This window comes from Janibacter sp. DB-40, from assembly GCF_029510815.1.
In the GTDB taxonomy this organism is placed as follows: Bacteria; Actinomycetota; Actinomycetes; order Actinomycetales; family Dermatophilaceae; genus Janibacter.
The window spans coordinates 2,368,877-2,395,113 of the sequence record NZ_CP120360.1 but is presented as its reverse complement, the minus strand read 5'-3'; the positions used below and the strand labels follow the sequence as shown (position 1 = coordinate 2,395,113).

22 protein-coding genes and 1 pseudogene are annotated in these 26,237 nt (G+C 71.8%); 10 read left to right on the top strand and 13 right to left on the bottom strand.

The window, feature by feature from the left end; genetic code table 11:
* Positions 1-18: 18 nt before the first annotated feature.
* The 9 genes from PVE36_RS11380 (at position 19) to PVE36_RS11340 (ending at position 9,665) form a co-directional block, all read left to right on the top strand.
* Positions 19-1,218 (top strand): amidohydrolase, encoded by a 1,200-nt coding sequence (locus tag PVE36_RS11380; protein ID WP_277452444.1) that lies wholly within the window; start codon positions 19-21, stop codon positions 1,216-1,218.
* A 159-nt stretch (positions 1,219-1,377) separates the two neighbouring features.
* Positions 1,378-2,400 (top strand): BMP family ABC transporter substrate-binding protein, encoded by a 1,023-nt coding sequence (locus PVE36_RS11375; RefSeq protein WP_277452443.1) that lies wholly within the window; start codon positions 1,378-1,380, stop codon positions 2,398-2,400.
* Between the two features lie 116 nt (positions 2,401-2,516).
* Positions 2,517-4,070: an ABC transporter ATP-binding protein gene (locus PVE36_RS11370; RefSeq protein WP_277452442.1), complete on the top strand. Its 1,554-nt coding sequence runs from the start codon at positions 2,517-2,519 to the stop codon at positions 4,068-4,070.
* Positions 4,067-5,170: an ABC transporter permease gene (locus tag PVE36_RS11365; protein WP_277452441.1), complete on the top strand. Its 1,104-nt coding sequence runs from the start codon at positions 4,067-4,069 to the stop codon at positions 5,168-5,170. The genes PVE36_RS11370 and PVE36_RS11365 overlap by 4 nt, the downstream gene beginning before the upstream one ends.
* A complete protein-coding gene (locus PVE36_RS11360; RefSeq protein WP_277452440.1) occupies positions 5,167-6,432 on the top strand; it encodes an ABC transporter permease in 1,266 nt (421 codons plus the stop codon). Before PVE36_RS11365 ends, PVE36_RS11360 begins: the two co-directional genes overlap by 4 nt.
* A 1-nt stretch (position 6,433) precedes the next feature.
* Entirely contained in the window at positions 6,434-6,847 is a 414-nt protein-coding gene (locus tag PVE36_RS11355; protein WP_277452439.1) for a cytidine deaminase, read from the top strand.
* Positions 6,844-8,154, top strand: coding sequence for a thymidine phosphorylase (locus tag PVE36_RS11350; RefSeq protein WP_277452437.1), 1,311 nt, complete (start codon positions 6,844-6,846; stop codon positions 8,152-8,154). The genes PVE36_RS11355 and PVE36_RS11350 overlap by 4 nt, the downstream gene beginning before the upstream one ends.
* A gap of 6 nt (positions 8,155-8,160) precedes the next feature.
* Positions 8,161-8,520 carry a cupin domain-containing protein gene (locus tag PVE36_RS11345; RefSeq protein ID WP_277452436.1) on the top strand — a complete coding sequence of 120 codons (360 nt, stop codon included), beginning with the start codon at positions 8,161-8,163 and terminating at the stop codon, positions 8,518-8,520.
* Positions 8,517-9,665 (top strand): adenosine deaminase, encoded by a 1,149-nt coding sequence (locus PVE36_RS11340; protein WP_277452435.1) that lies wholly within the window; start codon positions 8,517-8,519, stop codon positions 9,663-9,665. Before PVE36_RS11345 ends, PVE36_RS11340 begins: the two co-directional genes overlap by 4 nt.
* Before the next feature lie 144 nt (positions 9,666-9,809).
* On the opposite strand, the gene deoC is transcribed toward PVE36_RS11340, so the two are convergent.
* The 5 genes and pseudogenes from deoC to PVE36_RS11315 form a co-directional block, all read right to left on the bottom strand.
* Positions 9,810-10,583: a deoxyribose-phosphate aldolase gene (deoC, locus tag PVE36_RS11335; protein WP_277452434.1), complete on the bottom strand. Its 774-nt coding sequence runs from the start codon at positions 10,581-10,583 to the stop codon at positions 9,810-9,812.
* Positions 10,584-10,601: 18 nt separating this feature from the next.
* Positions 10,602-11,237, bottom strand: coding sequence for a YigZ family protein (locus PVE36_RS11330; RefSeq protein ID WP_277452433.1), 636 nt, complete (start codon positions 11,235-11,237; stop codon positions 10,602-10,604).
* Positions 11,238-11,246: 9 nt separating this feature from the next.
* Positions 11,247-11,864 (bottom strand): AAA family ATPase, encoded by a 618-nt coding sequence (locus tag PVE36_RS11325; protein WP_277452431.1) that lies wholly within the window; start codon positions 11,862-11,864, stop codon positions 11,247-11,249.
* Positions 11,865-11,940: 76 nt separating this feature from the next.
* Positions 11,941-13,684: pseudogene (locus PVE36_RS11320) on the bottom strand (phospho-sugar mutase).
* Between the two features lie 8 nt (positions 13,685-13,692).
* The gene (locus PVE36_RS11315; protein WP_277452430.1) at positions 13,693-14,541 is read right to left on the bottom strand and encodes a purine-nucleoside phosphorylase; all 849 of its coding nucleotides are present in this window, start codon (positions 14,539-14,541) and stop codon (positions 13,693-13,695) included.
* A gap of 33 nt (positions 14,542-14,574) precedes the next feature.
* Between PVE36_RS11315 and PVE36_RS11310 the strand changes: the two genes are divergently transcribed.
* On the top strand, positions 14,575-15,978 hold the full coding sequence (locus PVE36_RS11310; protein ID WP_277452429.1) for an NAD(P)H-quinone dehydrogenase: 1,404 nt from the start codon (positions 14,575-14,577) through the stop codon (positions 15,976-15,978).
* Here PVE36_RS11310 and PVE36_RS11305 read toward each other — a convergent pair.
* From PVE36_RS11305 to PVE36_RS11270, 8 genes are all read right to left on the bottom strand, one after another.
* Complete coding sequence (locus tag PVE36_RS11305; RefSeq protein ID WP_277452427.1) at positions 15,923-17,866, bottom strand: MFS transporter; 1,944 nt, start codon at positions 17,864-17,866, stop codon at positions 15,923-15,925. The genes PVE36_RS11310 and PVE36_RS11305 overlap by 56 nt on opposite strands.
* A gap of 80 nt (positions 17,867-17,946) precedes the next feature.
* Positions 17,947-19,710 (bottom strand): biotin carboxylase N-terminal domain-containing protein, encoded by a 1,764-nt coding sequence (locus PVE36_RS11300; protein ID WP_277452425.1) that lies wholly within the window; start codon positions 19,708-19,710, stop codon positions 17,947-17,949.
* Between the two features lie 98 nt (positions 19,711-19,808).
* Positions 19,809-21,296, bottom strand: coding sequence for a DUF4173 domain-containing protein (locus PVE36_RS11295; RefSeq protein WP_277452424.1), 1,488 nt, complete (start codon positions 21,294-21,296; stop codon positions 19,809-19,811).
* A complete protein-coding gene (locus tag PVE36_RS11290) occupies positions 21,293-22,378 on the bottom strand; it encodes an ATP-binding protein (RefSeq protein WP_277452422.1) in 1,086 nt (361 codons plus the stop codon). Before PVE36_RS11290 ends, PVE36_RS11295 begins: the two co-directional genes overlap by 4 nt.
* Positions 22,375-23,079 carry a response regulator transcription factor gene (locus PVE36_RS11285; protein ID WP_277452421.1) on the bottom strand — a complete coding sequence of 235 codons (705 nt, stop codon included), beginning with the start codon at positions 23,077-23,079 and terminating at the stop codon, positions 22,375-22,377. The genes PVE36_RS11290 and PVE36_RS11285 overlap by 4 nt, the downstream gene beginning before the upstream one ends.
* Before the next feature lie 95 nt (positions 23,080-23,174).
* On the bottom strand, positions 23,175-24,653 hold the full coding sequence (locus PVE36_RS11280; RefSeq protein ID WP_277452419.1) for a VWA domain-containing protein: 1,479 nt from the start codon (positions 24,651-24,653) through the stop codon (positions 23,175-23,177).
* A complete protein-coding gene (locus tag PVE36_RS11275) occupies positions 24,640-25,548 on the bottom strand; it encodes a MoxR family ATPase (RefSeq protein ID WP_277452418.1) in 909 nt (302 codons plus the stop codon). The genes PVE36_RS11280 and PVE36_RS11275 overlap by 14 nt, the downstream gene beginning before the upstream one ends.
* 55 nt (positions 25,549-25,603) lie before the next feature.
* Positions 25,604-26,167, bottom strand: a complete 564-nt coding sequence (locus PVE36_RS11270) for a YceI family protein (RefSeq protein ID WP_277452417.1) — start codon at positions 26,165-26,167, stop codon at positions 25,604-25,606.
* Between the last annotated feature and the right edge of the window lie 70 nt (positions 26,168-26,237).

Sequence of the window (26,237 nt, the reverse complement as noted above, 5' to 3'; positions counted from 1 at the left end):
AGTAGAGTCCTTCTCGCCATGACTGCACCCCTCGCCCCGACGCTCCTCGGCGCCATCGACAGGCTCCTGCCCGAGCTGATCGACTTCCGGCGGGACCTGCACGCCCACCCCGAGCTGTCCTGGCAGGAGCACCGCACGACGGCGCGCTTGCGCGAGCGACTCGAGCAGGCCGGTCTGGAGCCACGCGGGATCGGGGAGACCGGTCTGGTCGTGGACATGGGCGCCAGGGATCCACGTCGGCGGGTGGCGCTGCGCGGTGACATCGACGCTCTCCCGGTGCGTGAGCGCACCGGACTGGACTGGAGCTCCACCCGTGACGGCGTCTGCCACGCCTGCGGCCACGACGTCCACACGACTGCCCTGCTCGGCGCCGGCCTGGCGCTCGCGGAGGTCGCCGACGAGCTGGCCGCCCGGCGCGTCGCGGTCCGCCTGGTCTTCCAGCCGGCGGAGGAGGTCATGCCGGGCGGTGCCCTGGCATACGTGCGGGCAGGGGTGATGTCCGGCGTCGACACGGTCTACGCGGTGCACTGCGATCCCGCACTGGACGTCGGGGAGATCGGGCTGCGCGAAGGTGCCCTCACGGCGGCCGCCGACCAGCTGACCGTCACACTCCGAGGCCGGGGCGGGCACACCTCCCGCCCCTTCCTCACCGAGGACCTCACCTACGCGCTGGCCAAGGTCATCACCGATGTCCCCGCCGTGCTCAGCCGGCGGGTCGACCCCCGTGCCGGACTGGTCGTCGTCTGGGGGCGGGTCACCTCCGGTGAGGCGATCAACGTCATCCCCTCCACCGGCGTCGTCCAGGGCACCGTGCGCATGCTCGACGTCGGTCTGTGGGAGGAGATCGGTCCGCTGCTGCACGAGGTCATCGACGGGGTCGTCGCGCCCTACGGGGTCGACGCCACCGTGGAGCACGTGCGGGGGGTCCCGCCGGTCGTCAACGACACCTCGGCCGTGGCGGCCCTGGGACGCGCCACGATGGCTGCGGGCCTGCGTCCGGTGCCCACGCCCCACAGCCTCGGTGGTGAGGACTTCGCATGGATGCTTCACGACTCGGAGGGGGCACTGGCGCGACTGGGCACGCGGGCCCCGGGTGGACGGGTCTTCGACCTGCACCAGGGCGACCTCGTCGTCGACGAGCGAGCGGTCCGCAACGGGACCGCCCTGCTCACCCTCGCCGCCGCGGGGGAGTGGACGCGCGTCGAGCGGGACGACTGAGCACCCAGGAGCCTCCTGGTCGCATCGCGGTCTCATAACAGTTGGGTGGATGAGGGCCATCTGGTGCGGGCCCGCGGTCCACGTGGACGTAGCATCCCCGGGTGGCACGTGCGTGCCCGAGTACCCCTGTGAAGAATGGAGAGCGCCTTGCGTCACACCGTGAAGGCTGCATCGATCATGTCCGTGGCCGCCGTGGCCCTCACTGCCTGCGGTGGCAGCAGCTCCCAGGAGGAGACGTCGGCGTCGGAGTCCGGCTCGGACGTCAAGGCCTGCCTGGCCTACGACGTCGGCGGGCGCGGCGACCAGTCGTTCAACGACTCTGCCGCCAAGGGCCTGGACCAGGCCAAGGACGAGCTGGGCATCGAGACCGAGGAGGTCGAGGCGAGCCAGGGTGAGAACGACGCCGCTCGTGAGGACCGCCTCAACCAGCTGGTCGACGTCGGCTGCACCAACATCATCGGTGTCGGCTACATCTACGCCACGGCCATCGGCAATGCGGCCAAGGACAACCCGGACGTCAACTTCGCGATCATCGACGACGCCTCCGATGCCTCCAAGGGCGACAACATCGCGCAGCTGGTCTTCGCCGAGCACGAGGGGTCCTTCCTCGTCGGTGCCGCCGCTGCGCTGAAGTCCAAGAGCGGAAAGGTCGGCTTCATCGGTGGCACCGACGTGCCGCTGATCAACAAGTTCGAGGCGGGCTTCAAGGCGGGCGCCAAGGAGGTCGACGAGGACATCGACATCCAGACGACGTACCTCGCCGAGGACGGCTCCGGCTTCGCCGACCCCGCCGCGGGCAAGACGGCCGCGGAGGGCATGTACGACAAGGGCGCCGACGTGATCTACCACGCGGCGGGTGGCTCCGGGGCCGGTCTCTTCGAGGCCGCCAAGGAGAACAAGAAGATGGCCATCGGCGTCGACTCCGACCAGGCCATGACGGCCGAGGAGGACGTCCAGGACGTCATCATCACCTCCATGGTCAAGAACGTGAACGTCGCGGTCTTCGACTACCTGAAGGCGGCCACCGAGGGCGAGGACACCTCCGGCCTGGTCGAGTTCAACCTGAAGGACGGTGGCGTCTCGTACTCCACCACCGGTGGCAAGATCGACGACATCACCGACCAGCTGGACAAGTACAAGCAGCAGATCATCGACGGGGAGATCACCGTCCCGTCCAAGTGACGCAGATCGACTGACCCCGGGTCCGGTCACGTGCACGGCGCGTGACCGGACCCGCGGCATGTCGGCAGCTACCCTTCGCCTGCGACAGGACGTCGCAGACGCACCACGGAGGCACCATGAGCACGACCGTCCCGGACCCCCCTTCGTCCACCGACGTACCCGGCGGGGAGCCGGCCGTCGAGGTCGACGGCATCACCAAGCGGTTCCCCGGCGTGGTCGCCAACCACGACGTCTCCTTCGCCGTGGCACGGGGGACGGTGCACGCGATCGTCGGCGAGAACGGGGCGGGCAAGTCGACCCTGATGAAGATCCTCTACGGGGTGCAGCGCCCCGACGAGGGCACCATCCGGATCAGCGGCGAGAAGGTCTCGCTGCACAGCCCGGCCGATGCGATCAAGCACGGCGTCGGCATGGTCTTCCAGCACTTCATGCTCGCGGACAACCTCACCGTCACCGAGAACGTCGTCCTGGGGGCGGAGAAGCTGCACGGGATCGGTGCGGCGGCCCGTGCCGAGATCGAACGCATCTCCCGTGAGTACGGCCTCGGCATCGACTCCACCGCCCTCGTCGCGGACCTGGGGGTCGGCGCGCGCCAGCGCGTGGAGATCCTCAAGGTCCTCTACCGCGGCGCCCGCACCATCATCCTCGACGAGCCGACCGCGGTGCTCGTCCCGCAGGAGGTCGATGAGCTCTTCGGCAACCTGCGTGAGCTGAAGCGCGAGGGCATCACGGTGCTGTTCATCTCGCACAAGCTGGACGAGGTGCTCTCCGTCGCCGACCGGATCACCGTGGTCCGTCGCGGGACCACGGTCGACACCGTGCTTCCCGGCGACGTGACCGCCCGCCGGCTGGCCGAGCTGATGGTCGGTAGCGAGCTGCCGACGCCCGAGAGCGAGGCCTCGACGGTCACCGACCGGGTCGTCCTCGAGGCCGAGGGGGTCACCCTTCCCGGTCAGGGGCGCACCCTCCTGGAGGACGTGACCCTGCGCATCCGGGCCGGCGAGGTCCTCGGTATCGCCGGGGTGGAGGGCAACGGGCAGGCGGAGCTGGTCGAGGTGCTCATGGGCATGCGTGACCCCTCCGCCGGCCGGATCACCCTGGAGGGCACCGACATCTCCGACTGGGACGTCCGCCGCATCCGCGAGGCCGGCGTCGGCTACATCCCCGAGGACCGGCACCGCCAGGGCCTCCTCCTGGACGCCCCGCTGTGGGAGAACCGGATGCTGGGTCACCAGACCGAGGCACCCTCCTCCGCACGCGGGATCCTCACGCCCAAGGCCGCGCGGACGGACACCGAGCGCATCGTGTCGGAGTACGACGTGCGCACCCCGAGCATCCACGTCACGGCCGGGTCGCTCTCCGGGGGCAACCAGCAGAAGCTCATCATCGGTCGCGAGATGAGCCACCGCCCAAAGGTCCTCATCGCCAGCCACCCGACCCGTGGCGTCGACGTCGGCGCCCAGGCGGCGATCTGGGACCTCATCCGCGAGGCGCGCAGGGAGGGACTCGCCGTGCTGCTCATCAGCGCCGACCTGGAGGAGCTCATCGGGCTCTCGGACACGATCCGGGTCATCCTGCGCGGACGGCTCACCGCTGACTTCGACCCGGACGCCGTCACCAGCCAGCAGCTGGGCAGCGCGATGACCGGAGCCGGGAAGGACGCATCGTGAAGCTCTCCGCGCGCCGTCTGGCGCTCAACCTCTCGGCACCACTGCTCGCGGTGGTCGTGGCCTTCGTCGTCACGTCGATCGTGCTCGTCGCCGTCGGTGACCCCGTCGGGCTCGTGTGGCAGACGCTGCTGTCCGAGCCGAGGCCGCGCACCCTCGTCAACACCTTCAACAGCGCCATCACGTACTACATCGCGGCCGTCGCAGTCGCCATCGGCTTCAAGATGAAGCTGTTCAACATCGGTGTCGACGGCCAGTACCGCCTCGCCACCTTCGCGGCGGCGATCTTCGCCGGCCAGGCCTTCCTGCCGGGCCCGCTGAACATCGTCATGGCGATGCTCGTCGCGATGGCCGTGGGCGGCCTCTGGGCCGGGATCGCCGGATGGCTGAAGGTCACGCGCGGTGTCTCCGAGGTGATCTCGACGATCATGCTCAACATGATCTCGGCGGGCCTCGTCGGCTGGGGCCTGCGCACCTGGGGTCTTCGCGCCGAGGGCAGCAACACCCGCAACACGAGGACGATCCCGGAGTCGAGCCAGCTCGAGGGGCTACCGCTCGTCCCGGATGCACCCAACCTCGTGTACACCCTGTTGGTCCTCGCCGTGATCGTCGGCATCGTCTACTGGTTCGTCGTCAACCGCACCCGCCTCGGTTTCGACGTGCGCGCCACCGGTGAGTCCGAGACGGCAGCGGTCGCGAGCGGTGTGAAGGTCCCGCGCATGGTGCTCTTCGCGATGATCGGCTCGGGTGCCGTGGCCGGGCTCATCGGGATGCCGGCGTTCTTCGGTGCTGACCACAGCTACGGGATGAACTTCCAGGAGGGGGTCGGCTTCATCGGCATCGGTGTCGCACTGCTCGGGCGCAACCACGCGGTGGGCATGGCCTTCGCGGCCCTGCTCTGGGCATGGTTGGAGAAGGCATCCGACGGTCTGCAGCTCATGGCGGGGGTCTCGCCGGCGCTCGTCTACATCATCCAGGGCGTGATCCTGCTGGCGGTCGTCATCGCCTACGAGGTCGTCCACCGGTTCGAGCAGCGGCTGGAGCAGAAGCAGGTCACCCGCCAGCTCGATGCGGTCGTCACGGCGGAAGGAGCCTCGTCATGAGCACGATCGTGCGCGCACCGAAGCCGGGGACGGCCCCCGTCGCGCGGGGACGACGCGTCCCCTTCTGGGCCTGGCCGCTGGCCCTGTCAGCGGCGATCGTGGTCATCGCGATGGTGCGCGAGATCACCGGCAAGGACGACATCTTCTCCGCGGGGACGATCGGCGCAGCCCTGGCCTGGGCCATGCCGCTCGCTCTCGCCGGTCTGGGTGGCCTGTGGTCCGAGCGGGCGGGCGTCATCAACATCGGTCTCGAGGGCATGATGATCCTCGGGACGTGGGGCGCGGCCTTCGGCGCCATCCACGGCGGACCCTGGATGGGTGTCGTCGGTGCCATGGTGTGCGGAGCACTCGGTGGTCTCGTGCACGCGCTGGCCACCGTCACCTTCGGCGTGGACCACATCGTCTCCGGTGTCGCGCTGAACATCGTGGCGCTCGGGGCGGCCAGCTTCCTCGCGGCCCGCTTCTTCGGCGAGCTCGAGGGCGGCAGCGACGTGCAGTCCCCGCCGCTGCCGGAGCTGCCGGAGATGAGCATTCCCGGACTCTCGGGGACGCTCGGTGCGATCGAGGAGCACGGGTGGTTCTTCGTCTCCGACGTCGCCGCGCTGGTGCGCGGGCTGACCACCGATCTCTCCGTGCTCACCGTGATCGCGCTGCTGCTCTTCCTGGGCACCTGGTGGGTGCTGTGGCACACCCCCTTCGGCCTGCGGGTGCGCAGCTGCGGTGAGTCCCCGGCGTCCGCGGAGACCCTCGGTGTCAACGTCTACCTGTACAAGTACATCGCCGTCACCGCCTCCGGTGGCCTCGCCGGTCTCGGTGGTGGCTTCCTGGCGATGGTCGCCTCGAGCGCCTACCGCGAGGACCAGACCGGGGGCCGTGGCTACATCGGCCTCGCGGCCATGATCTTCGGCAACTGGCGCCCCGGAGGCGTCCTCATGGGCTCCGGGCTCTTCGGCTACATCGACGCCCTGCAGCTGCGCGGTGGCGGGGAGTCCATCCACGCCCTGCTGCTCCTCGTCGGCGTGCTGCTGCTCGCCATCGGCATCTGGCAGATCACGCGCCGTCAGCGACTCGTCCAGGGCAGCGTGGCCGTCCTGGTGGGCATCGGCGTGGTGCTCCTGTGGGTGGTCACCGACACCATCCCCGGAGACTTCACCCGGTTCGCCCCGCACCTGACGACCCTGCTCGTCCTGGCCTTCGCCAGCCAACGACTACGGATGCCTGCGGCCAACGGTCGCGTCTACCGGCGAGGCGAAGGACACTGACGTGGTGGCGTCCCCGACCGAGGACCGGTGGCAGCAGCTGCACGCGGCGGCAGTCGAGGCCATGGAGCGCGCGTACGCCCCGTACTCCGGCTTCCCGGTCGGGGTCGCCGGCCTGGCCGCGGACGGCCGGCTGCTCAGCGCCTGCAACGTCGAGAACGCGTCGTACGCCGTGGGCCTGTGTGCCGAGTGCGGCCTGGTCAGTGACCTGGTCCGTTCCGGCGGTGGCCGGCTCGTCGCCGTCTGGTGCGTCGATGCGCGGGGTGAGACGCTCATGCCGTGCGGGCGGTGTCGCCAGCTGCTGTGGGAGCACGGGGGAGCCGGGTGCCTCATCCGCACCCCGGAGGGGGACCTCTCCCTCGCCGAGATCCTGCCGCAGGCCTTCGGGCCCGACGATCTGACGAAGGGAGCGCCGTGAGCGATCCGGTGGAGCAGCACGACGTCGTCGACGTCATCCGTACCAAGCGTGACCGGGGTGAGCTGAGCGACGCGCAGATCGACTGGGTGGTCGATGCCTACACCCGCGGCGTGGTCGCCGACGAGCAGATGTCCTCGCTCGCCATGGCCATCCTGCTCAACGGCATGACGCGCGTGGAGATCGCGCGCTGGACCGCGGCGATGATCGACAGCGGCGAGCGGATGGACTTCACCTCGCTGAGCCGCCCGACCGCCGACAAGCACTCCACGGGTGGGGTGGGGGACAAGATCACCCTTCCGCTCGCGCCGCTGGTCGCCGTCTTCGATGTCGCGGTGCCCCAGCTCTCCGGGCGGGGGCTCGGTCACACGGGAGGCACCCTCGACAAGCTCGAGGCGATCCCCGGCTGGCGCGCGGACCTGTCCAACGAGGCGATGCTTGCCCAGCTCGAGGACGTCGGAGCCGTCATCTGCGCCGCCGGTGCGGGGCTCGCCCCGGCCGACAAGAAGCTCTACGCACTCCGGGACGTCACCGGGACGGTCGAAGCCATCCCGCTCATCGCGAGCTCCATCATGAGCAAGAAGATCGCCGAGGGCACCGGCTCGCTCGTCCTCGACGTCAAGGTCGGATCGGGTGCGTTCATGAAGACGCGCGAGGACGCCACCGAGCTGGCCAGCACCATGGTCGACCTCGGCACCGATGCAGGGGTGAACACCGTCGCCCTGATCACCGACATGTCCGTCCCGCTCGGGCTGACCGCGGGCAACGGCCTCGAGGTCCGCGAGGCCCTGGAGGTGCTCTCCGGAGGGGGACCGCAGGACGTGGTCGAGCTGACCGTGGCCATCGCCGACGAGATGACCCGGGCGGCCGGTCGCGAGGTGGGGGCCGACGAGCTGCGGGCCGCGCTCTCCGACGGTCGCGCGATGGACGTCTGGCGACGGATGATCTCGGCCCAGGGCGGGGACCCCGACGCACCCCTGCCGACCGCCGCGGAGACCGAGACGATCACCGCGGACGCCGACGGCCACCTCGATCACGTCGACGCCTTCGCCGTCGGGCTCGCTGCCTGGCGCCTCGGAGCCGGCCGCGCCCGCAAGGAGGACCCGGTGCAGGCCGCCGCCGGCGTCGAGCTCCATGCGCGACCCGGGGACCGAGTCCGTCGCGGTGACCCGCTGATGACCCTGCACACCGACACCCCGCAGCGCTTCGCCCGGGCCCGCGAGGCCGTGGAGGGGACGTGGCGGATCAGCGACGTGGCCCCGCCCCCACGGTCGGTCGTGCTCGACCGGATCACTGCGACGAAGGACTGATTACTCGTGCCCCAGCTCAATTCCACCCCCTCGATCATCGACGTACCGGGTGGCAAGGTCATCGCCGAGCACGTCGGCCGGGTGGCCACGGGTACCGATGCGATGTCGGTCGCCCACATGACCGCACCAGCGGGCTGGTCCGAGCCGGCCCAGCGTCCGGAGTTCGACGAGGTCACGCTCGTCGTCGCCGGGACGGTCCTCGTCGAGCACGACGGTGGCACGACCACCGTCGCGGCGGGACAGAGCATCGTCACCAGGGCGGGGGAGCGGGTGCGGTACTCCACCGGCGCCGACGGCGCCGAGTACGTCGCGATCTGCACGCCGGCCTTCGCCCCGGACACGGTCCACCGGGAGGAGGAGGGATGAGCCTCGACGAGCGGACGATCAGGGCCCTTCCCAAGGTCGTCCTCCACGACCACCTGGACGGGGGCGTCCGGCCCGCCACCGTCCTCGAGATCGCCGACGAGGTGGGGCACGAGCTGCCGGTGAGCGGCGCGGATCGCACCGCCGGGGGACTGGCCCGGTGGTTCCGCGAGTCCGCCGACTCCGGCTCCCTCGAGCGCTACCTGGAGACCTTCGCCCACACCGTGGGCGTCATGCAGACCGCGTCGGCCCTGCGCCGGGTGGCGCGGGAGTCCGTGCTCGACCTGGCGCGTGACGGGGTCGTCTACGCCGAGTCGCGCTACGCCCCGGAGCAGCACCTCGAAGAGGGTCTGAGCCTGGAGCAGGTCGTCGAGGAGGTGGCGGCCGGCTTCCGCGAGGGCGAGGAGCAGGCGGCCGCCGAAGGTCACCCGATCGTCGTGCGGAGCCTGCTGACGGCGATGCGGCACGCGGCCAAGTCCCGGGAGATCGCCGAGCTCGCGGTGCGGTACCGGGACCTCGGCGTCGCCGGCTTCGACATCGCCGGCGCCGAGGCAGGACACCCGCCGAGCCGGCACCTGGATGCCTTCGAGTACCTCCGACGGGAGAACGCCCACTTCACGATCCACGCCGGTGAGGCCTTCGGTCTGCCGAGCATCTGGGAGGCGCTGCAGTGGTGTGGAGCCGACCGGCTCGGGCACGGGGTGCGGATCGTCGACGACATCGGCTTCGGCGACGGCACGGTCACCGACGACCCGCTCGCGGCGAACCGGGCCGCCGGCGAGGACCCGTCCGTGCTGCGGCTGGGGCGGCTGGCGGCGTTCGTCCGGGACACGCGCGTGCCGCTCGAGATGTGCCCGCACAGCAACGTGCAGACGGGTGCCGCCCCGTCCATCGCCGCGCACCCGGTCACGCTCCTGACGAGGTTGCGCTACCGGGTGACGCTCAACACCGACAACCGACTGATGTCGGACACGTCGATGACGAAGGAGATGCTCGCGCTCGTCACCGAGGCCGGCTGGACGCTCGACGACCTGCGGTGGGTCACGACGAATGCGATGAAGTCGGCCTTCCTCCCCTTCGACGAGCGTCTCGAGCTGATCGAGGGGACGATCAAGCCCGCCTACGCGGCGGCTGGCGCCACCAGCTGACGGAGTGGAGGCGAACGCGCCGACGAATCATCCGCACGTTCACCTTCAACCGCGGTCTCGCGCCAGGGGTGACGTCGATGTCTGCACTTGGCCTACGGCATACCGTGGTCCAAGCGTGAAGATCGACGTGAGGTCGCGATGGCGTCAGTAGCCCTCAGCGGCTACGTCCCCCACCCATCCCGGCTCGGGGACGACCATGGCCGAGGACCCGAGATCGCCTGCCTCCGCGAGCAGCTTCACCGTGCTCGAGGTGCCGATCCGCGTGACGCCCTCCGCGAGCATCGCCAGCAGGGTCGGGATGTCCCGGACCCCGCCGGAGGCCTTGACCTCCATGCGCTCCGGTGTGTGTGACCGCATGAGGGCGACGTCGGCGAGGGTGGCACCACCACGGGCGAAGCCCGTGGACGTCTTGGTGAAGTCCGCGCCCGCCTCCGCGCTGGCCCGGCAGGCCTCGACCTTGGCCTCGTCGTCGAGCAGCGCCGTCTCGAGGATGACCTTGACGAGCGCGCCGGCCTCGTGCCCGACCTCGACGACCGCGGCGATGTCGTCGCGCACCGCCGTGACGTCCCCACCGCGCAGCCGCCCGATGTTCAGCACCATGTCCAGCTCGGTCGCGCCGTCGGCGAGGGCCTGACGCGACTCGGCGACCTTGGCGGCCGTGGAGGTGGTCCCGTGGGGGAATCCGATGACGGTGCACACCCGGGTGGGACTGCCGTCGACCTCCGCGATCGTGGCCCCGGCCAGGGCCACGTCGCTCGGCCGGACGCACACGCTCCAGATACGGTGGGCTGCCAGCTCGCGGACCGAGGCAGCCACCTCGTCCGGCGTCAGCTCGGGCTTGAGCAGGGCGTGGTCGATGAGGTCGGCGACGTCCTGGACGGTCAGGGTGCTGCCGGGGGCGAAGGGGGGACGCGTCATACGTCAACCCTACGGTCGTCAGGGACACTCATCGACCCAGCGTGAACCCACGTCGACCAGACGACCGGTGCCGGCGGTGAGCTCCGACACCGCGGGCGCGAGTCCGACTGCCTGCTCTGCAGGGACGCCGAGCCGGAGGGTCACGTCGGTGGCGTAGGTCGTCTCGAGGAGGAGGACCCCGCGGGAGCGCAGCTCGTTCTCGATGCGGCCGGCCTCGGCGTGGGAGACGACCAGCTCGTGCTCGAGGACCAACGATCGCGGCAGGGTACCCACGGAGTCCAGCCCGGCCCGAACGGCGTCACCATAGGCCCGCACGAGCCCGCCCGCGCCCAGGAGAACCCCGCCGAACCACCGGGTGACGACTGCGACGACGTCGCTGACGTCGTGCCCGCGCAGCACCTCGACCATCGGCGCGCCGGCGGTCCCTGCGGGCTCGCCGTCGTCGGACGACCGGTGGAGCCCGCCACCGGGGCCGATCACGAACGCCGAGCAGTGGTGACGTGCCTGCCAGTGCTCCTTGCGCAGCCGTTCGACGACCGCGCGTGCCGCCTCCTCGGTCTCCACCCGCACGAGCGTGCAGCGGAAGCGTGAGCGCTTCACCTCGATCTCCGCCTCGCCGTCGCGGGCGATCGTGAGGTACCTCGTCTGCGACACCGGACGACCTCAGGCCCCGGCGAGCATCTGCTCGGCCTGCGCGGGCGACGCCTCACGGGCGCCAAGGGCGAGGTGGCGCGCGACCACCCGGGGCTCGTCACGCGTGAGCACCAGGCCACGACGGAGCAGCGTCAACGGTGGCTTGCGCCGCTCGGCGAGGTCGCGGGCCAGGCGCAGGAAGAACGTGTGCCACCGACGGTGGCGGATGCACCAGGCGGAGTGCAGCAGCCCGGCCTCGCGGAGCGCCGGGACCGCCTCCGCGGCGAAGATGCCCTCCGCGACGACGAGGTCGTCCGGCCGGGCGGTCACGGTGTGCTCAGCCGTCACCCGGGAGGTGGCGATGTCGTAGAGGGGCATCGACTCCCGGCCGACCTCCAGGAGTCGTGCCAGCGAGGCGACTGCAGCCTCCTGGTTCCAGCTGTCGGGGTGGTCCCAGTCGACCATCCCCAGCTCTTCGCTGCGGGGGAGTCCCGGGTCGTCGTGGTCGCGGTAGAAGTCGTCGAGGCGAACCACCGGCCAGCCGTACCGCCGGTGCAGGCGGTCGGCGAGGCGCGACTTGCCGGAGCCGCTCGGCCCTGCCAGGACGACGACGCGTCCGGGGCCTGCGGTCTGGTCGGGCGCGGTCACGGGGGGTGAGTCTAACGACCCCTCGATGACGCGCTGGTCGAGGTGCGAGTCCGCACTGCGGTCGAGCCTCGAGACCTCAGCGCAGGGCGGTGATCTCCGCCATGGCCGCGCGCACCCGCCCCAGTCGCTCGGCAGCCCGCTCACGGGCGGGTGCCAGGTCGGCAGGCTCCGCGACGGGCTCGATCGCCTCGAGGTAGACCTTGAGCTTCGGCTCGGTGCCGGACGGGCGCACGATGATCCGCGTCGCGTCGGCGAGGAGGTAGCGCAACCCGTCCGTGGGTGGCAGCTGGCCGTCGCCGAGCGAGAGATCGTCCGCCCGGGTGACCGGTGAGCCGGCGAGCTGCGCAGGTGGGTCCTCCCGCAGGCGGGTCATGAGCACGCCCAGGTCGGCGAGGTCGGTGACCCGGACCGAGAAGGCATCGGTGGCGTGCACCCCGAGCTGGGTGTGCAGGTCGTCGAGGACCGACAGCAGGCTCCTCCCCTCGGCCTTGAGGATCGCGGCGAGCTCCGCGATGAGCAGAGCCGCGGAGATCCCGTCCTTGTCGCGGACGAGGTCCGGCGCGACGCAGTAGCCCAGCGCCTCCTCGTAGCCGTAGTAGAGGCCCGGGACGCGGGCGATCCACTTGAACCCGGTGAGCGTCTCCTCGTGCGCCACCCCGGACTGCGCGCACATGGCGGCGAGCAGGCGGGAGGAGACGATCGAGTTCGCCATCCGACGTCCGTCGGGGACGCCGCGCATGATCAGGTGCGAGGCGAGCAGGACGCCGAGCTCGTCGCCGCGCAGCAGGCGCCAGCCGCCGGCGTCCGGGACGGCCACGGCACACCGGTCGGCGTCGGGGTCGTTGGCGATGACGAGATCCGGTGAGGTCTCCGCTGCCTGCGCGAGGGCGAGGTCGAGGGCGCCGTCCTCCTCCGGGTTGGGGAAGCTGACCGTGGGGAAGTCGGGGTCCGGGTCGGCCTGGCTGGCCACCCGCTGCGGCTCGGGGAAACCGGCGCGAGCGAAGGCCCGCTGCACGGTCGAGTCGCCGACACCGTGGAGGGCGGTGTGGAGGATCGTCACGTCACGGGGCGTGTCGGGGGCGACGACGGCGCTGATCGCCTCGAGGTAGGCCTCGACGACCTCCTCGCCGAGCTCCGCCCACCCCGACTCGGCGCGCGGCACCGAGGCGACGGACGCGACGCGCTCGATCTGCGCGGCGATCTGCCCGTCGACCGGTGGCACGATCTGGCTGCCGTCGCCGAGATAAACCTTGTAGCCGTTGTCCTGCGGCGGGTTGTGGCTGGCCGTGACCATGACGCCGGCGTCCGCACCGAGGTGGCGGACGGCGAAGGCGAGCACCGGGGTCGGCAGCGGCTCCGGCAGCAGGACCGCCCGTCCACCGCCGGCGGTGACGACGGCAGCCGTGTCCGTGGCGAAGGCCTCGGACTTGTACCGCGCGTCCCGTCCGATGACGACGAAGGGGGTGTCGGTCGCCTCCTTGAGGTGGGCCACCAGCCCCGCGGCCGCCCGGATGACCACAGCGCGGTTCATCCGGTGCGGACCGGCGCCGAGGGCGCCGCGCAGGCCGGCGGTGCCGAACTGCAGCAGCCCACCGAAGCGCTCGGTGAGGTCGGCGCGGGCGGCGGGGTCACCCCTTCGAGGCGCCCACGCGGAACGTGGGACCCGCTCCGTCGCACCTCAGGACACCGCCTTCGACGGCGGTGACGAGCGCCTCCAGCTCGGCCCGGGTCTCGGGGTCGGGGTCGTCCGCCGCCCACTCGCGCGCGGCCTCGACGAGGTCGTCGGCGAGGGCCGTCCCGTGGCGTCCGGTCTCCTGCACGACGCCCCTCAGATCCGGCCGACGATGTCCGCGAGCAGGCGTCCGCACCGGTCGGCGGACGCCTGGCCGGTGGCGACCACCTCGTCGTGGGCCAGCGGGGAGCCGCTGATGCCGGCGGCCTGGTTGGTCACCAGCGAGACACCCAGGACCTCGAGCCCCACCTCGCGTGCAGCGATGGCCTCGAGGGTGGTGCTCATGCCGACGAGGTCGGCGCCGAGGACCCCGGCCATGCGCACCTCGGCCGGCGTCTCGTAGTGCGGGCCCCGGAACTGCGCGTACACGCCCTCACCGAGCAAGGGGTCGACCTCGCGGGCGAGGTCGCGCAGCCGGGGGCTGTAGAGGTCGGTGAGGTCGACGAAGTTCGCCCCCTCGATCGGTGACGTCGCGGTGAGGTTGAGGTGGTCGCTGATGAGCACCGGGGTGCCCGGCGCCCACTCGGGCCGCAGGCCGCCGCACCCGTTGGTCAGCACGATCGCCCGGCAGCCGGCGGCGGCGGCGGTGCGCACGGCGTGGACGACGGCCCGCACGCCACGCCCCTCGTAGAAGTGGGTCCGGGTGCCGAAGACGAGTGCGCGACGCCCGGTACCGGCGATCTCGACCGACCGCACCTGCCCGGAGTGTCCGGCGACCGCGGCCGCGGCGAAGCCGGGCACGTCGGCCTGGTCGAAGACGGCCCGGGTCTCCCCGACGAGGTCGGCGGCCTGGCCCCACCCGGAGCCCAGGACGAGCGCGACGTCGTGCGTGTCGACGCCGGAGCGCTCGGCGATGGTCGCCGCGGCGTCCCGGGCGAGGGCGAAGGGGTCGGTGCTGTCCGGGTCGTTCGTGCTGGCGTGGGCGGCAGAGGTCGCATCGATCACCTCCGCAATGTACAAGGGTGGTTGGATGGCTGTGTGACACGAACCAGCTCTGTAGTGATCCTCGGCGGTGGTCCCGGAGGCTATGAGGCGGCCCTGGTGGCCGCCCAGCTCGGCGCCACCGTCACCGTCGTCGACCGGGACGGCATCGGCGGTGCCGCGGTGCTCACCGACTGCGTCCCGAGCAAGACCCTCATTGCGACCGCCGACTACCTCGGGGGCATCGAGATCGCCTCCGAGCTGGGTGTCCGCCTGCGGGACGAGGAGGGTGACCGGGCGACCGAGACGGTCGCCGAGCTCAGCACGATCAACCAGCGCGTCCTCGGGCTGGCCGCGGCGCAGTCCGGCGACATCGTGACCCGGCTGACCGAGGTCGGCGTGCGGGTCGTCACCGGGCACGGGAGGCTGGAGGCTCCCGGTCGGGTCGTCGTCGAGAGCGACGGCGACGCCGAGACGATCGACGCCGACGTCGTCCTCGTCAGCACGGGCGCGACCCCGCGGGTGCTCGAGTCCGCCCGGCCGGACGGGGAGCGGATCCTCACTTGGCAGCAGATCTACGCCCTGCCGGAGCTGCCCGAGAAGCTCATCGTCGTCGGCTCCGGCGTCACCGGTGCCGAGCTCGCGCAGGCCTACCTGGGCCTCGGCAGCGACGTCACGCTGGTCTCCTCACGAGACCTCGTGCTGCCCCAGGAGGACCAGGACGCGGCCGCGGTCATCGAGGACGTCTTCCGCCGGCGGGGGATGACCATCCTCAACCGCTCCCGGATGGCCAGTGCCCGCCGCGAGGGCGACGGCGTCGTCGTCACCCTCGAGGACGGTCGCCGGGTCGAGGGCAGCCACGTGCTCATCGCCGTCGGTGCCGTCCCGCAGACTGCCGACCTGGGTCTGGAGGAGGTCGGCGTCGAGCTGAGCGACTCCGGGCACATCGTCACCGACCGCGTCTCTCGCACGTCGGTCCGGGGCATCTACGCGGCCGGTGACTGCACCGGTGTCTTCGCGCTGGCCTCCGTCGCGGCGGTGCAGGGCCGCACGGCCATGGCCCACGCGCTCGGCGACGCGGTGACCCCCCTTCGCATGTCGGCCGTCGCGAGCAACGTCTTCACCGACCCGGAGATCGCGACCGTGGGTGTCAGCGCCGCCGACGCCGAGGACAACCCCGACGTCGAGAGCGTCATGATGCCGCTCTCGCGCAACCCGCGGGCGAAGATGCTCGGGATCCGGGAGGGCTTCGTCAAGCTCTTCGCCTACCGGGGGACCGGCACGGTGCTCGGCGGTGTGGTGGTCGCGCCCCGCGCGTCGGAGCTGATCTTCCCGGTCGCGCTCGCGGTGCAGAACCGCCTGTCCGTCGACCAGGTCGCGTCGACCTCCTCCGTCTACCCCTCGCTCACCGGGACCCTGGCCGAGGCGGCCCGTCGGCTGCACCCGTCGCGACCGGACTGAGCGGCTGCTCCTGCAGCTGCAAGTCCATCTCGACGGATCGGCCGCCGATGGTGAGGATGCGGCTGCGCGTGGCCCGCGTCCCGCGGTCGACGGCGGTGAGGTCGTAGGCACCCTCGCGGGGCAGCGGGAGCGTGTATCGGCCGTCGTCGTGAGTGCGCACCCACGAGACCGAGCCCCCGGTCCGTTTGGTGATGACGACCGAGACGTCGGGGGCGGGTCGGCCCTGCGGGTCGGTGATCAGGCCCCGGACGGTCAGCCGGTCCGCCAGGACGAAGGGGGCCAGCGTCCGGTCGTCGGTGAGGTCGGCGTAGACCGACACCGGTGACCACCCCTCCGCCGAGACGACGAAGAGGTGGCGCATCGGTCCGGCAGTGGCCACGCTGAAGTCACCCGCAGAGTCCGTGCGTGCCCAGTCGACGTGGCTGCCACGGCCTCCCATGACGGTGACGATCGCGCCCGAGACCGCGTCCTCGTGCACGTCGACGACCCGGCCGCGGACCACGTGGTCCACGGTGAGCCGTTCGCTGGGTTGGTCATCGCCCTCGGCGGCCCGACGGCGCAGGAAGGGCAGGATGAGGACGGTGCTGATGCCCGAGGCCACGGCGGCGAGGACGAACATCAGGACCAGCGCGCCGGAGGACGGGTAGCCGCCCGTGGCCGCGGTGATGCTCGCCGCGAACACCGCGGCGGTGACCGCACTGGCGCTCGACGTGCCGACTGATCGCAGCAGGGTGTTCAGGCCGTTCGCCGCGGCCGTCTCGGTGACGGGCACGGACCGCATGATCAGCGTGGGCAACGCGGAGTAGGCCAGGGCCGTGCCGACGGTGACGACGATGGTGCCCGCGACCACGAGCGCGACCGAGCCGCTGAGCGGGATGCGCGCGAGGTAGGAGACGGTCATGATGGCGCCACCGAGCCCGATGGCCAGCTCGGGGCCGAAGCGTCGGGTGACCCACCCGGACACCGGGGCGAGCACCCCGAACGCCACGGCCGACGGTGCCATCCACAGGCCGGCGTGGAGGGCGTCGAGCCCGAGTCCGTAGCCGGTCTCCCCGGGGGTCTGGAGCAGCTGGGTGGACACGAGCATGTTGACGAACATGCCGAAGCCCATGAAGACGGAGATCGCGTTGGCCGACATCACGATCGGCTGGGCGGCGGTGCGGATGTCGACGAGCGGGTTTGGGATGCGCAGCTCGACGGGCACGAAGATCGCGAGCAGGACAAGGCCGGCCCCGAAGGCACCGAGGGTGCGGGCGTCGGTCCAGCCCCAGGCGGCCCCCTTCGAGACGGCGACGAGCAGCAGGACGAGGGCGAGGCTGAGCAGGACCGCCCCGCGCACGTCGAAGGCACCGGCCGTGCGGACCGGCGACTCGGAGACCGTCAGCAGGACGAGGAGGAGCATGACGACGGCGAGCACGCCGGGCAGCCAGAGGACGGCGTGCCAGTCGACGGCCTGGGCGAGGTAGCCGCCGAGGGGGAGGCCGACACCCGCGCCGATGGCGAGCGTCGCGCTCATCAGCGCGACCGCGAGCGGGACCTTCTCCGGCTCCAGCTCGTCCCGCATCGTCGCGATGCCGACGGGGACGAGTGCCATGCCGATGCCCTGGAGGACCCGCGCGAGGATCAGCAGGGCCAGCGCGGTGGAGGTACCGCCCAGCAGCGCGCCGACCGCGACGATCGCCAGGGTCAGCAGGATCATCCGCCGCTTGCCGTACATGTCGGCCATGCGCGAGATCACCGGGGTGGCCACGGCACCGGCGATCAGGGTCGCCGTGATGATCCACGAGGCATTGCTGGTGCTCGTGCCGATGAGGACCGGCAGCTCGGGCAGCAGCGGCAGCACCATCGTCTGCTGCAGCGAGACGACGGTCCCGCAGAGGGCGAGCACGGCGATGACGACGCCGCCCCCGGCACGCCGTGCAGGCGTACCGGGGGCGGCGTCGCTGGTGCGCTCGCCGTTCGAGGGGATCAGTCCTTGATGTCGGCGATGACTGCGCCGTTGTTGACGGTCTCGCCGACCGCGGCCTTCAGCCCGGTGATCGTGCCGGCCTTGTGGGCGTTGATCGGCTGCTCCATCTTCATCGCCTCGATGACGACGACGAGGTCACCCTCGGCGACCTCCTGGCCCTCCTCGACGGCGATCTTGACGACCGTGCCCTGCATCGGGGCCGCGAGGCTGTCGCCGGAGGCCGCGACGGCGCCGCCGCCGCTGCCGGAACGCTTCGGTGCCTTCTTCTTCTTGGCGCCACCGCCACCACCGAGGGCGAGGTCGCCCGGAAGAACGACCTCCAGGCGCTTGCCGCCGACCTCGACGGTGATCTTCTGGCGCTCGCCCTCGTCCTCGGACTCGCCGACCTCGCCACCGTAGGGCGGGATCTGGTTGTCGAACTCGGTCTCGATCCAGCGGGTGTGCACGGCGAAGGCCTCGCCGTCCTCGGGCGCGAAGGCATGATCGGAGACGATGGTCTGGTGGAAGGGGATGACGGTCGGCATGCCCTCGACCACGAGCTCGGCCAGGGCGCGACGGGAACGCTCGAGCGCCTGCTCGCGGCTGGCCCCGGTGACGATGAGCTTGGCGATCATCGAGTCGAAGGCGCCGGCGATGGTGTCGCCCTCCTCGATGCCGGCGTCCCAACGCACACCCGGGCCGTGGGGCACCCGCATCCTCGTGACCGTGCCGGGGGCCGGCATGAAGTTGCGGCCCGCGTCCTCGCCGTTGATGCGGAACTCGAAGGAGTGGCCACGGGCGACCGGGTCGTCGTATCCGAGCTCCTCGCCGTCGGCGATGCGCAGCATCTCGCGCACGAGGTCGATGCCGGTGACCTCCTCGGTCACCGGGTGCTCGACCTGCAGGCGGGTGTTGACCTCGAGGAAGGAGATCGTGCCGTCCTGGGCCACGAGGTACTCGCAGGTGCCGGCGCCGACGTAGCCGGCCTCCTTGAGGATCGCCTTGGAGGCGCGGACGAGCTCGGCGTTCTGCTCCTCGGTGAGGAAGGGGGCCGGGGCCTCCTCGACGAGCTTCTGGTTGCGGCGCTGCAGCGAGCAGTCGCGCGTCGAGACGACGACGACGTTGCCGTGCTGGTCGGCGAGGCACTGGGTCTCGACGTGGCGCGGCTTGTCGAGGAACTTCTCGACGAGGCACTCGCCGCGGCCGAAGGCCGAGACGGCCTCACGGACGGCGGAGTCGAAGAGCTCGGGGATCTCCTCCATCGTGCGGGCGACCTTGAGTCCGCGGCCGCCACCGCCGTAGACCGCCTTGATGGCGATGGGCAGGCCGAACTCCTCGGCGAGCGCGACGACCTCGTCGGCGTCCTTGACGGGGTCCTTGGTGCCGGGAGCCAGCGGGGCGTCCGCCTTGACGGCGATGTGCTTGGCCTTGGCCTTGTCGCCGAGGGCGTCGATGGCCTGCGGTCCCGGCCCGATCCAGATCAGTCCGGCGTCCATGACGGCCTGGGCGAACTCGGCGTTCTCGGCGAGGAAGCCGTACCCGGGGTGGACGGCATCGGCGCCCGCGTCCTTGGCGACCTGCAGGAGCTTGTCCTGCAGCAGGTAGCTGTCGCCGGGCGTCGTGCCTCCGAGCGCGTACGCCTCGTCGGCGACCTTGACGTGCAGGGCGTCACGATCGGGCTCGGCGTAGACGGCGACGGAGCCGACGCCGGCGTCGGCGCAGGCACGGGCGATGCGGACGGCGATCTCGCCGCGGTTCGCGATGAGGACTTTGCTGATGGCCATGGGGCGCAGACTACTGCGTGCCCGGACGAGGCGAGGCACGGCCCGCATCGTGATCCCCGCCTCCGTGGCCAGTTCCCCCGATACGAAGTGCTGCCGACTCAGTCGGTCGAGAGGGTGCAGGTCCTCGGCGCCGGGTATTGCGCCCGGATGTCCGCGGCGCGCTCCCGGGCGAGGTTCCACCCCGGCAGCCCGTCGTCGGACGCGTCCGGGGAGGGGGAGGCACGGAGGATGCACGCCTTGACCTCCCTCGGCAGCGCGCTCTCGTGGATGGCCGGCGCCGCATCGGCCGGGAGCCGCGCCAGGTAGCGCTCGTCGAGCGACCCGGTCGCCTCCCACCGGTCGATGTTGCGCTCGGCGACCCAGGCGCTCGTGTTGCCCACGGACCAGATGATCGTCACGAGTGCCGCGCTGACGAGCACGGTGCGGCCGAGCCAGCGCCGGGTCGGGGTGAACAGGGAGACGAGGACGGCGAGCACGACGACGCCGAGCCAGATCTCGAAGAGGTCGACGCTCACGCGCAGGACCGTGTAGCCGAAGGCCTCCTGGTACAGGGCCATGCGTCGCAGGGCCGAGGCGACGACGACGAGGGTGAGGAGGCACAGGGCGGCGTTCATCACCGTCATCACCCGGCGCTCCCGGTCGCTGTCGGCCCGGCCCCGGGCACGCACCCCGGCGACCAGGAGCAGGACCAGGGCAGTGGCGACCGTCAGCTGGCCGAAGCCCTCCCTGGCGGACTCCGCGTAGGTGACTCCGGTGGTGCGCAGGACGTAGTCGTGCCCGCCGAACATGGCGGCTGCCTGCGCTGCGATGAAGGCGACGAAGATCGCGATGACGACGCCCAGGGGGACCGCCCACTCCCACATCGGGATCCGCGGCGAGCCACCACGGATGCGGTCGACGTGGGGCGGATTGATGGCCAGGTAGAGCCCGGTGAGGGTGATGCCGGTGAAGAAGACGAGGGTGAAGGTCCGGAAGACGACCATGTCGCTCAGCTCGGGTACGAGCCTCGACGCCCACGACCCGAGGACGGCGTCGGCCGAGGCGAGCAGACCCCCGAAGACGAGGAGCAGCACGAGACTCACGGCGGCGGTCCGCAGCACCGACCAGGTCCTGCCCTGCCGGGCCATGGCCTTGATGGTCCGGTCGAGCAGGGGGAGGCCCCGCAGCGCCGAGAACGGCCAGGCCGCGACCGCGGCCACGATCCCCGGGAGGGTGCGGGCGCCGGTGCACGAGGTCGCGCCGAGGGCGCCGGCGACTGCGACGGCGATGAAGGTGAAACCCGGGTTGTCGCGGAGCACCGTCGTCGCGGCGAGCGGCAGGGACAGCCCTGCCGCGACCCACGACCACGGCGCAGTGCGGCGGGGCGAGGCAAGCCAGATCGCGAGGCCGCCGCAGGTGAGCACGATGAGGAGCCCGAGTCCGATCGCGTTGTCCGGCAGCAGGATCGCTGCAACGACCCCGACGCCGAGGGCGGCCAGGAGCAGGTCCGGCCGGGCAGCCGTGACCCGCTCGGGCCACCACCGTGCGATCAGGGACGAAGGGGGCGTCTCCGCAGCGGTGGTGGTGGGCGCCGTTGGCGTGGTCATGGTGGGCTCCGGGTGGGTCGGGGTGGGCGATGGGGGAGGGGCTGCTGGTGCGGGGAGGTGGCCATCGGCCACGAGGAGTCGTTCGGTCCGTGCGGCTCGAGGGGCAGCGTCATGCGCAGCCGTGCCCCGGGGTCGCCCGAGGTGAGGGCGCGGATCGCGCCGCCGTGCATGTCGGCGACCCACGCGGCGATGGCCAGACCGAGGCCGGTGCCACCCCCTTCGTCCCCGCCGGGACCGAAGCGGTGGAAGAGGCGGGCGGCCCGCTGCGGTGACAACCCCGGCCCCTCGTCGGTGACGGTGAGCGACCACTGGTCGTCGTCGCGGCGGGCAATGACCGAGACGGTGCCGCCCGGCGGGCTGTGGCGCACGGCGTTGTCGAGGAGGTTGGCGGTGACCTGGGCCAGGCGGGCGCGGTCGCCGGTGACGGTGAGGTCGGCCGGCTGCACGTCGGTGACGAGGGTGACCTCGCGGCTCTGGAGGGACGCCTCGCCCACGGCGGACTCGACGAGGTCGGCGACGACGACCCGGCTGGGGGAGAGGGGGACGCCGCCGTCGGGTCGGGAGAGGTCCAGCAGGTCGGCGACGAGGGAGCTGAGCCGCTCGGACTGGGTGAGTGCCTTGCCGAGCGAGGCGTCGCTCGGTGCGGTGACCCCGTCGACGAGGTTCTCCAGGAGGGCCCGCTGGGCGCTCAGGGGGGTGCGCAGCTCGTGCGCGACGGTGGCGACGAGCCTGCGCCGGTGCTCCTCCGCCTGCTCCAGGTCGCGGGCCATCGTCGCGAAGGCTCGTGCGAGGGTGGCGACCTCGTCGCTGCCCGTCGTCGTGATCCGGGCGCCGTAGTCACCGCGGGCCATCCGCTCGGCCGCCTCGGTCATCTGGCGCAGGGGCGTCGTCATCCCCCTCGCGAGCCACTGGGTGACCACGAGCGCGAGGGCGATCGTCGCGGGCAGGGCGAGCCAGAGGGGGACGCCCGCATCCGTGCCGACGGCCCCGACCACCGCGGCGACGAGGACGCTCGCGCCGACGAGGACGGCCAGCCGGGCGCGGATCGAGGCCAGGCCGACGAGGGGCTCGGTGCCGCTCACTGCGCCACCCCGTCGTCGAGGGCGTAGCCGATGCCGTGCACCGTGCGGATGCGGGTGTGCCCGACCTTGGCGCGCAGGGACTTCACGTGGGTGTCGAGCGTGCGGCTGGAGTCGTCCCACCCCCACAGCTCGGTGGCGATGTGCTCGCGGTGCAGCACCGCCCCGGGCTCGCGGGCGAGCAGCACGAGGACGTCGAACTCGGTCGGCGTCAGGTGCACCGGATCCCCGTCGACGGTGCACCTGCGGGTGCGGGCGTCCAGGACGAGACCGTGGTGCCGGAGGGTCTGCTCGAGGCCCTCGCCCTCGCGCTGCAGCTCGGCGGCGCGCTCGACCCGACGCAGCAGCGCCCGGACCCGGGCGACGACCTCGCGCATCCGGAAGGGCTTGGTCAGGTAGTCGTCGGCCCCGACCCCGAGACCGACGATGATGTCGCTCTCCTCGTCGCGTGCGGTGAGCATGAGGACGGGCACCGGGCGGTCGGCCTGGATGCGTCGGCAGACCTCGAGCCCGTCGAATCCCGGCAGCATCAGGTCGAGGACGACGAGGTCGGGGGAGTGCTCCTCGTACGCGGCGACCGCTCCCGGGCCGTCGTACGCCCGCACCACCGCGAAACCCTCCGCCTCGAAGCGGTCGGTGAGCGCCTCGTTGATCGTCGGGTCGTCCTCGACGACGAGCAGGCGTGGGGGTGCGGTGCCGGTCATGCACTCAGGCTATGGAGGTCGACCGGGGGATCGGCGGGACGACGTCTGGAGTTCCTCTGGAGATCCGGTCGTGTGGCGGAGGGACGAAGGGGGCGTCAGCTCACCGGCAGCCGGGAGACGAACTGCCGCAACTGGTCGATGTTGCGCACCTCGTGCATGTCGATGACCTCGGCGTACCTCCCGGCCACGGAGTCGCCGGTGTCCCACTGGCCGGCGGGCTCGGGGTTGAGCCAGACGGCGTGCTTCGCGCGGGTGACGAGCTCACGCAGGGCGTCGACCTTCGGGTCGGTGCCGTTGGTACGGGCATCGCCGAGCACGAGCAGGGTCGAGCGCGGCCCGATGGCGTCGATGTGGTGCTCGACGGCGTCCTCGAAGGCGGCGCCGTAGTCGCTCGACCCGTGCCACCGGGTCATCGTCGCCTCGCGCGAGACGCGCTCGCGGATGTCCTCGCCCACCCGGCTGTCCCGGACCAGCTCGGTGATGTCGTCGCACACGTTGACGAAGCCGATGAACCGCACCCGGCGGAAGACACCGGCCAGGGACTGCAGCAGCATCATCGTGAACCGGGAGAACCCCGCGACGGAGCCGGACATGTCGCACAGCAGGACGATGTCGGCCCGGCTGCGGTGCCGACGACGGTGCGTGGGACGGATGGGGACACCACCAGTTGACATCGCTGCGCGCAGGGTGCGACGGATGTCGATCGCTCCGCGGGCGTGCCGCCGTTGCCGGGCGGCGAGCTTGGCCGCGAGCTTGCGCGAGAGCGGACCGATCGCGGCCTGCAGCTCTGCCGCCTCCGTGGTGCCGGTGAGCAGGAAGTCCTTGCGCTCCAACGGGTTCCGGACCCCGTAGCGCGAGATGCGATCGCGACCGCGGACCTCGGCGTTGCGCCGGGCGGCCTCGGTCTCGACGCGACGGCGGAAGTGGCCGACGCGGGAGCGGATCTCGTCCCGGTCGAACCGGTCGCTGAAGCGGGTGGGGCTCCCTTCGCCGGCGCCGCCCCCACCGGACGCCCCGCCGGATCCCGACCCTGATCCCCCTGAGCCCTCACCGGAACCGCCGGTGACGTCCCCGGCGTCGCGTGCTCGCTGCAACGCCGCTGCGATCGCGGTCTGGGGTGCGAGGCGCTCGATCGCCTGGTGCGCCGACCACCCGCCGGTGCTCGCCTCGTTGGACAGGCGGCCGAGCTCGGCCAGTGCGCGTGCGGCGAGCCGGTCGAGCGCGGCGTCGTCGGCGTGCGCGAGGGCCTCGACCAGCTCGTCGCGGATCGCCGCGGCCCGCTCGCGCGCGCCCGCGGAGTCGGTGGGGGCGGGGGCGTCGTCCTCGCCGGTGCGCTGCCCGACGGCGGCAGGGAAGTGGATGTCGAAGAGCTGGTCGAAGAGCTCCCGGTCGGAGGAGCGGCGCATCATCGCCGCCGCCGTCCCGGCACGCAGGCGCTCGCGGTCGTCCACGCCGAGCACCCGCGCCGCGGCCGCGGCGTCGGTGATCTCGGAGGTGCCCACCTTGACCCCGTGCCGGCGCAACGCCCGGCCGAGGTCGACGAGGCGCGTGCCCAGGGGATCAGGCGAGGGCACGGTCCAGGTCCAGCGTGTGCGCGGCGAGCTCGATGTCCTCCTGGTGCTTGAGCACGACGCCCAGGGTCGAGCGCACGAGCTCCGGGTCGAGATCGCCGGAGGCCCCGAGGCTGAGCAGGGTGCGCGCCCAGTCGATGGTCTCTGCGACGGAGGGGGACTTGCGCAACCGCATCTCCCGGAGGGCACCGACGAGCCGGACGATCGAGTCACCGAGTGTCGCGTCGAGGTCCGGCACGGTCAGTGCGACGATCCGCCGCTCGAGCTCGGCCTCCGGGTAGTCGATGTGCAGGTACAGGCAGCGACGCCGCAGGGCCTCGGACAGCTCCCGGGTGGCGTTGGAGGTCAGGACGACGAAGGGGGTCTGCCGCGCCCGGATCGTCCCGAGCTCGGGCACGGTCACCTGGAAGTCGGAGAGCACCTCGAGCAGCAGCCCCTCGATCTCGACGTCGGCCTTGTCCAGCTCGTCGATGAGCAGCACGGTCGGGTGCTCGTTGCGGATGGCGGTGAGCAGGGGTCGGGAGAGGAGGAACTCGTCGGTGAAGATGTCCTCCTTGACCGAGGACCAGTCGGCCTCGTCCGCACCCTTCGCGTCGTGGTGCGCACCCGCGGCCGTGATCCTCAGCAGCTGCTTCGCGTGGTTCCACTCGTACAGCGCCCTGGCCTCGTCGACGCCCTCGTAGCACTGCAGACGCACGAGCTGACCCTGAGTGGCGGCGGCGACCGCAGCCGACAGGGCGGTCTTGCCGACACCAGCGGGCCCCTCGACGAGCAGCGGCTTGCCCAATTGGTCGGCGAGGAAGACCGTCGTCGCGATCGCGTCCGAGGCGAGGTAACCGTGGGCGGCCAGGCGCTCACGGACGTCGTCGACGGAGGCGAAGCGAGGGGTGTGGGTCATGGCGACAGTCTGCCGGACCCTCGTGCAGCGCCCCGAGCGCACCCTCCCCGTGGTGTCACCACCGTCCGTGCTCGAGCGTGCGCACGCCGTCGAGCCAGGACGTGACGGGGACCGCGAAGGCCGCGTGGATGCTCACCGTGACCCGGTGGCCGATCAGCAGGCGGGGGGCTCTGACGCCCAGTGCCCGACGATCGAGCTGCGCGCTCGCGAGCACCGTGATGTGGTCCGCTGCGGTGCGCAGCGACTCCACGTTGATGACCAGGTCGGTGGTGGTGCCGTGTCCGTGCAGGCGTCCCGGAACGTCCCACCGGTTGGCGCCGATGGGGTGAGCCGGTCCGCCGTGGAATGTCAGGGCGGGGTGCGCCGCGGCGTCCAGCAGGCGCGGCTGTCGAAGGTCCAGATCGCGGCGCTCGTTGCCGGTGTCGACGCCGGCGACGTCGAGTGTGGCGTGGACCCGTGCCGGCCGACCGTCGGCCTCGACCTCGAACCAGGCCTCGCGCAGGGGGAACTGGCCGAGCACGGTCCTGAACCCGAAGTTGCGCACGGCGAAACCGACGCTGGTCAAGGAGCTGAGGAGGTGCCACCGGCCGGCGGCGAGGGTGATGGTGTTCGCGTCCATGGTGTGCTCCCGGGGGATGAGGTGTCCCTCCAGACTCGGGGGCCTCGGGGCGAAGCGCATCAGTGCGTCC